This is a genomic window from Pseudomonas sp. B21-015, assembly GCF_024749285.1.
Taxonomy (GTDB): Bacteria; Pseudomonadota; Gammaproteobacteria; order Pseudomonadales; family Pseudomonadaceae; genus Aquipseudomonas.
The window spans coordinates 6,481,810-6,494,458 of sequence record NZ_CP087196.1; the positions used below are offsets into that span (position 1 = coordinate 6,481,810).

The window sequence follows — 12,649 nt, forward strand, 5'->3', positions numbered from 1 at the left end:
CCGTTCAGGGTTCAAGCCTGCAAGACCGCATCGCGGCCATTCGCGAGCAAGCCCGCTCCCACAGTTTTCGGAGACCCCCATGAATTCCTCGACTTTTCCTGCTGCCCAGCACGTCATGGTGCTCTACACCGGTGGCACCATCGGTATGCAAGCCAGTGCCCACGGCCTGGCTCCGGCGTCCGGTTTCGAAGCGCGGATGCGCGACTACCTGCACGGCCAGCCTGAGCTGGTGGTGCCGCAGTGGCGCTTTCGCGAGATGTCGCCGCTGATCGACAGCGCCAACATGACACCGGCGTACTGGCAGCAACTGCGTGAAGCGGTGGTCGACGCCGTCGATGTCCAGGGCTGCGACAGCGTGTTGATCCTGCATGGCACCGACACCCTGGCCTACAGCGCCGCGGCCATGAGCTTTCAATTGCTCGGCCTGCATGCCCGCGTGGTGTTCACCGGCTCGATGTTACCGGCCGGTGTGACCGACAGCGATGCCTGGGAAAACCTCAGCGGTGCGTTGGTTGCCCTTGGTCAAGGCCTGGCGCCGGGGGTTCATCTGTACTTCCACGGCGAGCTGCTCGACCCGACTCGTTGCGCGAAGGTTCGCAGTTTCGGTCGTCATCCGTTCAAGCGGCTGGAGCGCCAGGGCGGCGGTGTGAAGGCGACTTCCGTGCCGGCGCAGCTGAACTACAACCAACCCAATCAACTGGCGAAAGTCGCGGTACTGCCACTGTTCCCCGGCATCGGCGCCGAGCAGCTCGATGGCCTGCTCAACAGCGGTATTCAGGGTCTGGTGCTGGAATGTTATGGCAGTGGTACCGGGCCAAGCGACAACCCCGAGTTTCTCGCCAGCCTGGAACGGGCGCGAGACAAAGGCGTGGTGGTGGTCGCGGTCACGCAATGCCATGAAGGTGGAGTGCATCTCGACGTGTACGAGGCCGGTAGCCGCTTGCGTGATGCCGGTGTGTTGTCCGGTGGCGGCATGACCCGCGAGGCGGCGCTCGGCAAGTTGCGTGCGCTGCTGGGTGCGGGGCTTGAAACTGCTGAAGTTCGGCGGCTGGCTGAACTCGACCTGTGCGGCGAACTTATCTGACACAAAGCGGCCCTGTGGGAGCAAGCTCGCTCCCACAAGGTTATTGCGCTCGGCACATAACTTGCTCCCGTTCCAGCATCTCGACGCTGGAACACTCCATGCTCCACTCCCATCTCACCACCCTCAACGCCGTTTCCCTGGTGCTTAACACCTTCAAGGCCGAAGGCCTGTCCAGCGAGGCGTTATTGGCCGGCAGCGGCATCAGCGCGGCGGATCTGAGCCGGGCGGACACGCGAATCACCACCAATCAGGAGATGCTGGTTTGCGCCAACGCCGTCGCCTCGCCGCTCAGGCACTCCTCGATCAAGGCCACAAAAGGTCGCGATCCTCGATGTCGATTACCACCACGGCAACGGCACCCAATCGATTTTCTACGAGCGCAGCGATGTGCTGTTCACCTCGATCCATGGCCATCCGGAAGCCGAGTTTCCGTTCTTCCTCGGCTACGAAGACAAACACAGTGAAGGCGCAGGCGAAGGGTTCAACTTCAACTACCCTTTGCCCGCCGGTTCAGGCTGGGACCGTTGGAGCGGCCCGAACCTGTACCCGACGGAAACGGCGATGAGCACGCTTTACACCCTGCAACCGTTGCCTCGCGATGCCGAACGGGCGCGGACCCGGGCCTGGACCAAGATCAAGTCCGGGACCTGATGCGGACGCCGTCGCTCACGCCGGGCTCCAGACCTCTTTGAGCCTCGCCAGTGCCGATTCGATCGCCGCCTCCGGCACTGCGGCGAACCCCAGGACCAGCCCCGCTCGCTGGTCCTCGGGAAGCGTCGTGTCTGGCAGCCAATAACTGCTCAGTCCATTGACCTCCACCCCGACGCTGGTGGCTTGTTCGATCAATTCGCGCTCACGGGCCACGCTGTCGACACGTACCGTCAGGTGCAAACCGGCCGCCACACTGGGCAGCTTAGCGACGCCCGGGATATCCACAGGCCAACCATTGAGCAAGACGTTACGCCGACTCAACGCAGCACGGCGCATACGCCGGATGTGTCGCTGGAAGTGCCCGGCCGCCATGAACTCAGCCATTACCGCTTGAGTGCTGACCTCCGAATGCCGCACGTCCACCGCACGACGCTGGGAGAAAGCCTCAACCAACCCGGGCGGCAACACCAGATAACCCAGTCTTAACGCTGGGAATGCGACCTTTCCGAAGGTTCCGACATACAGCACTCGCCCCTGCCGATCCAGTGCAGCCAACGGCGCCAGCGGTGCGCCGCTGTAACGGTATTCGCCATCGTAGTCATCCTCGACGATCCAGCCTTGGGTGCGTTCGGCCCAGGCCAATAATTCAAGGCGTCGCGCCAGACTCATGACCACTCCGGTCGGGTACTGATGCGACGGCGTGACGTAAGCCAATCGACAATCGCTGAGCCCCGCCAATTCGGTGCAATCAATGCCCTCACTGTCCACCGCTACCCCGTGCAATCGCGCGCCAGCTACAGCGAACGCATGACCCGCCGCTCGATACCCCGGATTTTCAATGCCCACCCCATCGCCAGGCTCCACCAGCAACTGTGCACAAAGGCTAATCCCCTGTTGTGCGCCACTGGTGATCACTATTTGCTCAGCCGAGCACTGCATGCCGCGCGAACTGCGCAAATAAGCAGCAATCAGCCCGCGCAAGCGCTCATCGCCTGCCGGATCGCCATAACACAGTTGCTGTAAATCCGGCTTACGCCAGAAAGCCGCGCTCAGCTTGGCCCAGACCTCGAAAGGAAACAGATCGAACGCCGGCACACCGACCCTGAATGCGCGCGGTGGACCACCCGGCGGCACGGCCAAATGATTCTTTTCAACGCGTCCCAAAGCGTCGCTGTGGATAACTTTACTGGATGAAACCACAGGCAAATCCAGCCAATTTGTGGATAAGGCTGTGGGTAACCCTGTTGAAAACCCTGTGGATACTTTTGTGGATAATTTTTTCACCGGCCACGCGGCTTGAGGCAATTGCGCGACGTAAGTCCCATCGCCCACACGCCCCTCGATGAAGCCTTCAGCGTAAAGCTGATCGTAGGCCCGGACCACGCTGTTGCGGGAAATCGATAACGCCGCCGCCAGATCGCGACTGGCCGGCAGTCGTGTGCCGCTGGCCAATCGCCCGTCGAGCACGCGTACCCGCAGCGCTTGATAGAGCTGACGGCTCAGGCCCTGACGGCGATCGAGTTCGATACCGGCCGGATTGAACGACGAGGGAAGCGGCGTATTCGACATGAAAATGGACCTATGAAATTGGTCATTAATGGCTCTTACAACAGACCATTAGCCTGCCTAGGATGAAGGTATTCGCCAAGGAAATTTTCCCTGTACCTGCCACTTTGACGCGTTAAGGAATGAACATGAGTCAGATCGACATCCGCCAGGTCACCGCCGACGATCACGCTGCCTGGCTGCCGTTGTGGCAAGCCTATTTGCACTTCTACAACACCGAACTGCCCGATACCGTGACCCAAAGCACCTGGCAACGCCTGCTCGACCCGAACGAACCTACCCACGGGGCGCTGGCCTGGGCCGATGGTAAAGCGGTGGGCATGGTGCATTTCATCTATCACCGCTCGAACTGGAGCATCGAAAACTCCTGCTACCTGCAAGACTTGCTGGTGACGCCCGAAACCCGCGGCAACGGTGTCGGTCGGCAACTGATTGAGTTCGTCTACACCACGGCCAAGGCCGACGGGTGCTGCGAGGTCCATTGGCTGACCCATGAAACCAACGCCACCGCGATCCAGCTCTATGAGCGCATCGCCGAACGGCCTGGTTTCATCCAGTTTTGCAAAGCCCTTTAAGGTTCAAGGAGAGCAGCATGTCGACTTCACTCGCGGACTGGAAAGGTGTTCCGCCACCCTCGATTCAACTGATCGAAGGGCGTTTCATCCGCCTGGAAAAACTTGACCCGGCGCGTCACGCCGACGGCTTGTGGAAAGCCCTCGAAGGCCCGGGCTCAGATCCGAAACTCTGGGACTATTTGCCCTATGGTCCTTTCCCGGAGCGCAGCGCGTTCAACGATTGGCTGAACAACCATGCGGCCAACAGTGACCCGTATTTCTTCACGGTGATCGACCGCGCCAGCGGCGATGTGCAAGGCATCCTCAGCCTGATGTCGATTGTCCCTTCCCAGGGCCGCATCGAAATCGGCCATGTGACCTTCGGCGCGCCGATGCAACGTTCACCAAAAAGTACCGAGGCGGTTTACCTGCTGGCCAGGGAATCCTTTGCCTTGGGTTATCGGCGCCTGGAATGGAAGTGCAACAACGGCAATGCCCGTTCCAAGTATGCGGCGGAGCGGTTGGGGTTCAGTTTCGAAGGGGTGTTCCGTCAGCACATGGTGGTCAAGGGTCAGAACCGTGACACGGCGTGGTATTCGATTCTGGATTCGGAATGGCCGGCGATTGGCGCAGGGTTCGAGCGGTGGCTGTCCGATGAGAACCAGACGGAATCGGGGCAGGTGAAAACTCTGGTTGAGTGCCGCCAGTAATCTTCGGCGCCCGGACGGACGCTATCGCGAGCAGGCTCGCTCCCACATCGGATCGTTGTCGAGCACAATATACGTGTTCACTGAAGATCTATTGTGGGAGCGAGCCTGCTCGCGATTGGTGTCACGCCAGTTTCTGGGCGAGCACCGCAATATGCTCCGGCCCGATCCCGCAGCACCCGCCCAAATGGCTGGCCCCGCGCTTGCGCCAGTCGGCTGCCCACTGCAGATAACCCGGCGGGTCGAGATCCTCGCGCAACGGGTCCAGGCCGTCATTGGCCGTGGCCTCTTTCGGCTGCGGCGGGAAGGCATTGGCGTACGCGCCGATGTGAATCTTCACCCCTAAGCGTTCGAAGGTTTCCCGCGCCGCATCAATCGCCGCGCCGATCACCTCTGGCTGGCTGCAGTTGAACAGCAAGGTCTCGACACCCAACTCAGCCGCCACCACGGCGGCCTCAGCCACGGGTTCACCGGAACGCAATCGCGGCACTTCGTCGGTGTCTTCATCCTTCAAGGTAAACGACAACCAGAACGGCTTGCCGTCCTTCGGCAGACCCGCATGGATCGCCCGCGCCTCGATGATCGAACTCTGGGTTTCGGCCAGCCACAAGTCGACATGAGGCGCCAGTCCATTGACCAGGGGCGCCAGCAGTTCAGTTACGCGAGCAGCGTCGAACAGGTCCGGACGATAGGAGCCGAACAAGGGTGGCAATGAACCGGCCACACGCACCGGTTTACCCGCCGCATCGACCGCACGACGGGCCAGTTCACCGGCCAACGCTGCAAGCGCCTGCCCCTCAGCGGCAAAACGCTCTTCGCCAATATGGAACGGCACCACTGCGTAACTGTTGCTGGTGATCACGTTGGCACCGCTTTCAATATAAGCCGCGTGCACCGCCTCTACGGCTTGCGGCGCCTCGCTCAGGGCCAGTGCCGACCACTCGGGCTGCTTGAACGGCGCCCCTCGGCGTTGCAGCTCCCGACCCATGCCGCCATCCAGAATTACCGTGCTGCCTGCGCCCATATGCTTTTCACTCATAAGCTTATGAAAATAACTCACTATCGGAGTCGTTCTTATAACTATTTAATACGCACCATCAGGTTAATAACAACCTCTTTTTTCAGGGATCAACTGTGAAATTTCAACCGCTGCTGGCCCTGGGCCTGACGATTCTAGCTGCCTCCACCCAAGCCTTGGCGGGTGTCACCCTGGATCGCATCGAGCAAAAGAAAGAATTGGTGGGTGTGTTGATGGAAAGCTATCCGCCCTTCTCGTTTCTCAACGACAAAAACCAGCTCGACGGTTTCGACGTCGACGTGGCCAAGGCCGTGGCGGACAAGCTGGGGGTCAAGCTGCGCCTTGAAACGCCGTCCTGGGATGTGATCGCCGCCGGTCGCTGGAGCGGGCGTTATGACATCTGCATCTGCTCCATGACCCCGAGTAAGGCTCGCGCCGAAGTCTTCGATTTTCCGGTCGAGTACTACGCCTCCCCTGCCGTGATCGTGGTCAATGCCAAAGACGACAGCATCCACAGCGCCAAGGACCTGAGCGGCAAAAAAGTCGGCCTCACCAGCGCCTCCAGCTATGAAAGCTACCTGAACAAAAACCTGGTGATCGAAGGCGCTGAAGATACCCAATTGCAGTACCCCTTCGAGAACGTGCAAATCGCCCCGTATGACACCGACAACGTGGCATTCCAGGATTTGGGCCTGGGCGCCGGCGTGCGTCTGGACGCTATTCTCACCAACCTGGTGACCGCGCAACCGCGCCTGAACGAAGACAAACGCTTCAAGCTCGCCGGTGAGCCGTTATACTCGGAGCCAAACTCGGTGGCCATCGAAAAGGGCGACGCCCAGTGGGACGCCAAAGTACGTGATGTGTTTGCCCAGTTGAAACAGGACGGCACCTTGAGCAAGCTATCGCAAAAATGGATCGGCGCCGACATCAGTAAATGACTTCTTTCCCCAAACCACCTCAGCCACCGCAACCGGTGGCTGAGTCGTTGTTGCAACGGATTTTCGGTTTCCGCACGCGGTTGTACCTGACCTGGGCGGCGATGTTCGGCTTGTTCGCGAGTTTCTTCCTGAGCTTCGACCTGAAGTTCTCGATCATTCTCGACAAACTGCCAAACCTGATCGGCTTGCACCTGGCGCCCAACGGCTTTCTGCAAGGCGCGGCGCTGACGTTGTTCTTGTGCCTGTGCTCGATTGTGGCGTCGTCGCTGCTGGGCTTCATCACCGCCCTGGCCCGACTGTCGAAAAGTGCCGTAGCGTTCGGCATCGCAAGCTTCTATGCCTCGTTCTTTCGCGGCACACCGCTGCTGATCCAGATTCTGCTGATCTACCTCGGCCTGCCGCAACTCGGCGTCGTGCCGGGCGCCATCGCCGCCGGCATCATCGCTCTGTCGCTGAACTACGGCGCCTACCTGAGCGAAATCTTCCGCGCCGGCATCCTCGGCGTCCCCCACGGCCAACGCGAAGCGTCGCTGGCCCTGGGCATGCGCGAAACCGTGATCTTCTGGCGCGTCACCCTGCCCCAGGCCATGCGCACCATCATCCCGCCCACCACCAACCAGTTCATCTCCATGCTCAAGGACTCGTCACTGATCTCGGTGATGGGGGTTTGGGAAGTGATGTTCCTGGCGCAGTCGTATGGGCGCTCGAGCTATCGCTATATCGAAATGCTGACAACGGCGGCGATTATTTATTGGCTGATGTCGATTGGCTTGGAGCTGATTCAGGCGCGGATGGAGCGGCATTACGGGAAGGCGTATTTGAGCCGTAGCCAGGTTTAAAGCAAAAAGATCGCAGCCTTCGGCAGCTCCTACTTCGGGTCGACGTACACCCAAGGAGCTGCCGAAGGCTGCGATCTTTTGTTCTTTCACGTGCGGTAGATGCGCTTTGTTACGGCACGATAGCCCCCATGTCTTGATTCGCTGTAAGAAAAAGCGTCCAGCACGAATGGCTAAAAACAGCCGCCCTCAAGCGGCCGGCAATTTTCGACACATCCTTCTGACAACCCCCGCAAGCCCGCCGGAAGCGACTGACATCGGCACCTATAGCCTCCCTTTTAGAGTTTGGCCTCCTGTCAAAAGAGGCCTTACTCGATGCCCGTTCAACAAAAATACCGACCACAACACCTTGTCCTGGCCATTGCACTTGCCGTTGGTTGTGCAGAGTTCTCCCTGGCCCAGCAACTGGAGCCTCAAGTCGATGCCGACGCAAAGCCCACCAAAACCCGAAAAAAAACCGCCAAACCTGTAGCCCCCACTGGCAGTGTGCTTGAAGAGGCCTCCAGCGATCTGGCATTCATGACGCCGCAGGCTTCCTATAGTGACACTCAAGTGGCGCTGACCCGCAACGACGTGCCGCTCGAGACGGTTGCCACCTCTGACAGCGGGCAGGCCCTGGCCCGCAGTGTGGACACCCCCAAAACCGTGATCGCCAACCCTGCCGTCAGCGCGCTGGTGGTCAGCGACAAGGCCAATGCCTCCGTCGCCATCGAACAATTGGCCGCCGGTAGCAACGCCAACCTCGCAAAAGCCACTTTAAGCAGTGTCAGCCCCGTCAGTGCCAGCATGCTCTCAGCCATGCGCCAGCTGACTAACGGCACGGGCACTTTCTCCGACAAAACTCCACGCCTTGCCGCTGACAGTGAGAGCCGCAGCCGCGTCTGGCTTCAGGCATTGGGCAATGGCGGCAAAGTCGAGAGTGATTTCGCCAGCACTCTGAAACATTCCACCCAAGGCCTCGTTCTGGGCGCCGACTGGCGGCTCGACGAGCAATGGCAAGTCGGGGTGATAGGCGGAAAATCACAGACGAAACTCGATGCCCGGCAATTCGACGGCGATCTCGACAGTTGGCACCTGGGGGCTTATGCGATGCGCCAGGACGGCCCATTGGCGCTGCGTCTCGGTGCTACCTACGCCAGCCATGAAGGCAGCAGCAAACGTCGGGTCGCATTCAACGGATTCAACGACCGCCTCAAAGGCAGCTATGACGCCAACACCCAGCAGGCCTTCGCCGAAGCGGGCTTCAATCTGGGCCGCAACAAGGTGATGGTCGAGCCATTCGCCAGCGTCGGTTATCAACGCTACCAGCGTAACAACCACACCGAAAAAGGTGGGGATGCTGCGCTGAAAGTCTATGGGCAAACCCAGGACAACTTCAGCAGCACCTTCGGCCTGCGCGCGGCAAAGCTGAACACATTGGACAACGGCATGCGACTGACACCGCGATTCAGCGCCGGCTGGAAACACATCTACGGCGAGCTCGACAGCGAAACGCGCCAACAGCTGGTCAAGGGCGGGAAACGTTTCGACATCGCCGGGGCAGCGTTTGATCGCGACAGCCTGTCGCTTGATGCCGGGCTCGACCTGGGGCTCTCGGCCAACCACACGCTGGGTGTGGGCGTCACTGGGGAGATTGGCACTGACAGCCGCAGTCATGGCGTGATGGGACAATGGCGGATAGCGTTCTGATGAACTCGCCTCCCCCTCACTGATTCAGCACAGCACCTTGTGGGAGCGGGCTTGCTCGCGAATGCGGAGTGTCAGTCAATATGGATGCTGAACGTCACACCGTTTTCGCGAGCAAGCCCGCATTGGATCTGCGGAGCCTCACCAAAGTGGCCGGGCGAAAAAAAAGGGGAGCACATGCCCCCCCGAGGTTTAAAGCGGTATATCGAGGCTGTTAACTCAGCCTTCGATCTCGATCAGGATCTCGCCCGGGTTCACCCGGTCGCCCTTGACCACGTGAATAGCGGTGACTTTGCCGGCGATGGCCGATTGGACTTCGGTTTCCATCTTCATCGCTTCGGTGATCAGCACGGCTTGGCCGGCTTTCACGGTGTCGCCTTCCTTGACCAGCACATCGACGATGTTGCCTGGCATGGTGGTGCTGACGTGGCCCGGTGCAGTGGCTTGCTTGCGCTTGCTGCTGCCGCCGCTGACGAATTCGTTGAGCGGTTCGAACACCACTTCTTCCGGCATGCCGTCGATGGACAGGTAGAAGTGGCGCTTGCCTTCCGCTTTGACGCCCACACCGGTGATGTCGACGCGGTAGGTTTCACCGTGAACGTCGATGACGAACTCGGTCGGCACGCCTTCGCCACCCGCCGAAGTCACGCCGCCGGCTTCCGGAATCGGCAGCAGCACTTCTGGGGCCAGGGTGCCGGCAGCACGTTCTTCGAGGAACTTGCGGCCGATGTCCGGGAACATGGCGTAGGTCAGCACGTCTTCTTCAGACTTGGCCACGGCGCCGATTTCGGCACGCAGCTTGGTCATTTCCGGTTTGAGCAGATCGGCTGGACGGACGTCGATCACCTCTTCGCTGCCAATGGCCTGGCGACGCAGCTTTTCATTCACCGTACCCGGCGCCTTGCCGTAGCCGCCTTGCAGGTAGAGCTTCACCTCGTTGGTGATGGTCTTGTAGCGCTCGCCAGCCAGCACGTTGAAGAACGCCTGGGTGCCGACGATTTGCGAGGTCGGGGTCACCAGCGGCGGGAAGCCGAGGTCTTCACGAACGCGAGGGATCTCCGCCAGCACTTCGCTCATGCGGTTCAGGGCGCCCTGCTCTTTCAACTGGTTGGCCAGGTTGGAAATCATCCCGCCCGGCACCTGGTTGACTTGAACGCGAGTGTCGACGGCAGTGAATTCGCTTTCGAACTGGTGGTACTTCTTGCGCACGGCGTAGAAGTACAGGCCGATCTCTTGCAGCAGCTCCAGGTTCAAACCCGTGTCGAACTCGCTGCCTTTAAGGGCGGCGACCATCGATTCGGTGCCCGGGTGGCTGGTGCCCCAGGCGAAGCTGGAGATCGCGGTGTCGATATGGTCGGCGCCGTTTTCGATGGCCTTGAGTTGGCACATTGCAGCCAGGCCAGCGGTGTCATGGGAATGGATGAACACCGGCAGCGATTGCTCGGCTTTCAGCGCCTTGACCAGCTCGCCAGTGGCGTATGGGGTCAGCAGGCCAGCCATGTCCTTGATCGCCACCGAGTCGCAACCCATGGCTTCCATTTGCTTGGCTTGCGCCACGAAAGCCTCGATGGTGTGTACCGGGCTGGTGGTGTAAGCGATGGTGCCTTGGGCGTGTTTACCGGCAGCTTTCACCGCTTCGATGGCCACCCGCAGGTTACGCACGTCGTTCATCGCATCGAAAATGCGGAACACGTCGATGCCGTTGACCGCAGCCTTGGCGACGAAGGCTTTGACCACGTCGTCGCTGTAGTGGCGGTAGCCCAGCAGGTTCTGGCCACGCAGGAGCATTTGCAGACGCGTGTTAGGCAAAGCCGCGCGCAGTTGGCGCAGGCGCTCCCACGGGTCTTCTTTCAGGAAGCGTACGCAGGCGTCGAAGGTCGCGCCGCCCCAGCATTCCAGCGACCAGTAGCCGACTTTGTCGAGCTTGTCGCAGATCGGCAGCATGTCTTCGGTGCGCATGCGGGTGGCGAGCAGCGATTGGTGGGCGTCGCGCAGGATTGTGTCGGTAACGTGGATTTGCTTGCTCATTGTTCTTTTCCTCACAGGCCTGCGTGGGCGGCGATGGCGGCGGCGATGGCCAGGGCCAGCTCTTCGGGTTTGCGCTTGATCGAGTAGTTGGTCAGTTCAGGGTGGCTTTCAACGAAGCTGGTGTTGAACTGGCCGCTACGAAATTCCGGATTACGCAGGATTTCCTGGTAGTACGCGGCGGTGGTCTTGACCCCTTGCAGACGCATGTCGTCCAGAGCTCGCAAGCCACGGTCCATCGCCTCTTCCCAGGTCAGCGCCCAGACCACCAGTTTCAGGCACATGGAATCGTAAAACGGTGGAATGGTGTAACCGGTATAGATCGCCGTATCGGTGCGCACACCAGGACCGCCGGGTGCGTAGTAACGGGTGATCTTGCCGAAGCTCGGCAGGAAGTTGTTTTTCGGGTCTTCGGCGTTGATGCGGAACTGCAGCGCGAAACCGCGGTGCTGGATGTCTTCCTGTTTCACCGAGAGCGGCAGGCCGGAGGCGATGCGGATCTGCTCGCGCACGATGTCGATGCCGGTGATTTCTTCGGTGATGGTGTGTTCCACCTGCACCCGGGTGTTCATCTCCATGAAGTACACCTCGCCCTCGGCGAGCAGGAACTCCACGGTGCCGGCGTTCTCGTAACCCACGGCCTTGGCCGCACGCACCGACAGGTCGCCGATGTAGGCACGCTGCTCCGGGGTCAGTTGCGGGCTCGGAGCAATCTCGATCAGCTTCTGGTTGCGACGCTGGATCGAGCAATCACGCTCGAACAGGTGCACCACGTTGCCAAAGCTGTCACCGAGAATCTGCGCTTCGATGTGTTTCGGATTGACGATGCATTTTTCCAGAAACACTTCCGCCGAACCGAAAGCCTTGGTGGCTTCGGAAATCACTCGCGGAAAGGCTTGTTCGAGTTCTTCGCGGCTGTTGCAACGACGAATACCGCGGCCGCCGCCACCGGACGTGGCCTTGAGCATCACCGGGTAACCGATGCGGTCGCCTTCGCTCAGGGCTTCTTCGATGCCCGACACGTTGCCTTCGGTGCCTGGGGTGACCGGTACGCCAGCCTTGATCATGCTGCGGCGCGCTTCGGTCTTGTCGCCCATGCGGCGAATCACTTCAGCCGATGGACCAATGAATTTGATCCCGCGTTCAGCACAGATGTCCGCCAGCTCGGCATTTTCCGAAAGGAAGCCGTAGCCGGGGTGCAACGCATCGCAACCGGTTTCCACGGCCAGGTTCACCAGCTTGCGCGGGTTCAGGTAACCAGCCAGCGGCTCGGCACCGATGCTGTGGGCCTCGTCCGCACGCTTCACATGCAAGGCATGGCGATCGGCGTCGGAATAGATCGCGACCGAGCGGATGCCCATCTCGGCGCAAGCCCGCACGATTCGTACGGCAATCTCACCACGGTTGGCGATCAGGATTTTTTTTATCACTTGGAGGTTCCCTTGAGCCGGTGGTACCCACGACCTGTCAAACCAGGTCGACGCGTGACCAAATGTTTCAATTCAGTCGCAGCTCCACACTAGCGCTCGCAAGGGATTAACAAAAATGAATAATAATTGGGTCACGCATAAGCAAAGACTTATA

Annotated in this window: 10 protein-coding genes and 2 pseudogenes; 8 read left to right on the plus strand and 4 right to left on the minus strand. The window is 60.1% G+C overall.

What is annotated here, in order from left to right; genetic code table 11:
- Window positions 1-79 precede the first annotated feature (79 nt).
- The 3 genes and pseudogenes from LOY38_RS29685 to LOY38_RS29695 all read left to right on the plus strand — a co-directional run.
- Window positions 80-1,084 (plus strand): asparaginase, encoded by a 1,005-nt coding sequence (locus LOY38_RS29685; protein ID WP_258698253.1) that lies wholly within the window; start codon window positions 80-82, stop codon window positions 1,082-1,084.
- A gap of 98 nt (window positions 1,085-1,182) precedes the next feature.
- A pseudogene (locus tag LOY38_RS29690) lies at window positions 1,183-1,365 on the plus strand (AraC family transcriptional regulator); the annotation flags it as partial.
- Window positions 1,365-1,615 (plus strand): annotated as a pseudogene (locus LOY38_RS29695) (histone deacetylase family protein); the annotation flags it as partial. The pseudogenes LOY38_RS29690 and LOY38_RS29695, both read left to right, overlap by 1 nt.
- 135 nt (window positions 1,616-1,750) lie before the next feature.
- On the opposite strand, the gene LOY38_RS29700 reads toward LOY38_RS29695, so the two are convergent.
- Window positions 1,751-3,304: a PLP-dependent aminotransferase family protein gene (locus LOY38_RS29700; RefSeq protein WP_258698254.1), complete on the minus strand. Its 1,554-nt coding sequence runs from the start codon at window positions 3,302-3,304 to the stop codon at window positions 1,751-1,753.
- A gap of 125 nt (window positions 3,305-3,429) precedes the next feature.
- Here LOY38_RS29700 and LOY38_RS29705 point away from each other — a divergent pair, with 125 nt between their 5' ends.
- Both LOY38_RS29705 and LOY38_RS29710 read left to right on the plus strand, forming a co-directional pair.
- The gene (locus LOY38_RS29705) at window positions 3,430-3,876 is read left to right on the plus strand and encodes a GNAT family N-acetyltransferase (RefSeq protein WP_258698255.1); all 447 of its coding nucleotides are present in this window, start codon (window positions 3,430-3,432) and stop codon (window positions 3,874-3,876) included.
- A gap of 17 nt (window positions 3,877-3,893) precedes the next feature.
- On the plus strand, window positions 3,894-4,565 hold the full coding sequence (locus LOY38_RS29710; RefSeq protein WP_258698256.1) for a GNAT family N-acetyltransferase: 672 nt from the start codon (window positions 3,894-3,896) through the stop codon (window positions 4,563-4,565).
- 121 nt (window positions 4,566-4,686) lie between these two features.
- On the opposite strand, the gene LOY38_RS29715 is transcribed toward LOY38_RS29710, so the two are convergent.
- The gene (locus LOY38_RS29715; protein WP_258698257.1) at window positions 4,687-5,586 is read right to left on the minus strand and encodes a homocysteine S-methyltransferase family protein; all 900 of its coding nucleotides are present in this window, start codon (window positions 5,584-5,586) and stop codon (window positions 4,687-4,689) included.
- Window positions 5,587-5,696: 110 nt separating this feature from the next.
- Here LOY38_RS29715 and LOY38_RS29720 point away from each other — a divergent pair, with 110 nt between their 5' ends.
- The 3 genes from LOY38_RS29720 to LOY38_RS29730 all read left to right on the plus strand — a co-directional run bounded on the left by LOY38_RS29720 (window position 5,697) and on the right by LOY38_RS29730 (window position 9,043).
- Complete coding sequence (locus LOY38_RS29720) at window positions 5,697-6,518, plus strand: ABC transporter substrate-binding protein (protein ID WP_258698258.1); 822 nt, start codon at window positions 5,697-5,699, stop codon at window positions 6,516-6,518.
- Window positions 6,515-7,357 carry an amino acid ABC transporter permease gene (locus LOY38_RS29725; RefSeq protein ID WP_258698259.1) on the plus strand — a complete coding sequence of 281 codons (843 nt, stop codon included), beginning with the start codon at window positions 6,515-6,517 and terminating at the stop codon, window positions 7,355-7,357. Before LOY38_RS29720 ends, LOY38_RS29725 begins: the two co-directional genes overlap by 4 nt.
- 312 nt (window positions 7,358-7,669) lie before the next feature.
- Window positions 7,670-9,043, plus strand: a complete 1,374-nt coding sequence (locus tag LOY38_RS29730; protein WP_408980549.1) for an autotransporter domain-containing protein — start codon at window positions 7,670-7,672, stop codon at window positions 9,041-9,043.
- A 216-nt stretch (window positions 9,044-9,259) separates the two neighbouring features.
- Here LOY38_RS29730 and oadA read toward each other — a convergent pair whose 3' ends face one another.
- Together oadA and LOY38_RS29740 are read right to left on the minus strand one after the other, a co-directional pair.
- Window positions 9,260-11,068 carry a sodium-extruding oxaloacetate decarboxylase subunit alpha gene (gene oadA / locus LOY38_RS29735; protein WP_258698260.1) on the minus strand — a complete coding sequence of 603 codons (1,809 nt, stop codon included), beginning with the start codon at window positions 11,066-11,068 and terminating at the stop codon, window positions 9,260-9,262.
- A gap of 11 nt (window positions 11,069-11,079) precedes the next feature.
- Window positions 11,080-12,495 carry an acetyl-CoA carboxylase biotin carboxylase subunit gene (locus tag LOY38_RS29740; protein WP_258698261.1) on the minus strand — a complete coding sequence of 472 codons (1,416 nt, stop codon included), beginning with the start codon at window positions 12,493-12,495 and terminating at the stop codon, window positions 11,080-11,082.
- Window positions 12,496-12,649 lie beyond the last annotated feature (154 nt).

Coding starts and splice junctions, on each gene's coding strand:
- LOY38_RS29685 (WP_258698253.1), top strand. CDS start 80: ATGAATTCCTCGACTTTTCCTGCTGCCCAGCACGTCATGGTGCTCTAC.
- LOY38_RS29700 (WP_258698254.1), bottom strand. CDS start 3,304: ATGTCGAATACGCCGCTTCCCTCGTCGTTCAATCCGGCCGGTATCGAA.
- LOY38_RS29705 (WP_258698255.1), top strand. CDS start 3,430: ATGAGTCAGATCGACATCCGCCAGGTCACCGCCGACGATCACGCTGCC.
- LOY38_RS29710 (WP_258698256.1), top strand. CDS start 3,894: ATGTCGACTTCACTCGCGGACTGGAAAGGTGTTCCGCCACCCTCGATT.
- LOY38_RS29715 (WP_258698257.1), bottom strand. CDS start 5,586: ATGGGCGCAGGCAGCACGGTAATTCTGGATGGCGGCATGGGTCGGGAG.
- LOY38_RS29725 (WP_258698259.1), top strand. CDS start 6,515: ATGACTTCTTTCCCCAAACCACCTCAGCCACCGCAACCGGTGGCTGAG.
- LOY38_RS29730 (WP_408980549.1), top strand. CDS start 7,670: ATGCCCGTTCAACAAAAATACCGACCACAACACCTTGTCCTGGCCATT.
- oadA (WP_258698260.1), bottom strand. CDS start 11,068: ATGAGCAAGCAAATCCACGTTACCGACACAATCCTGCGCGACGCCCAC.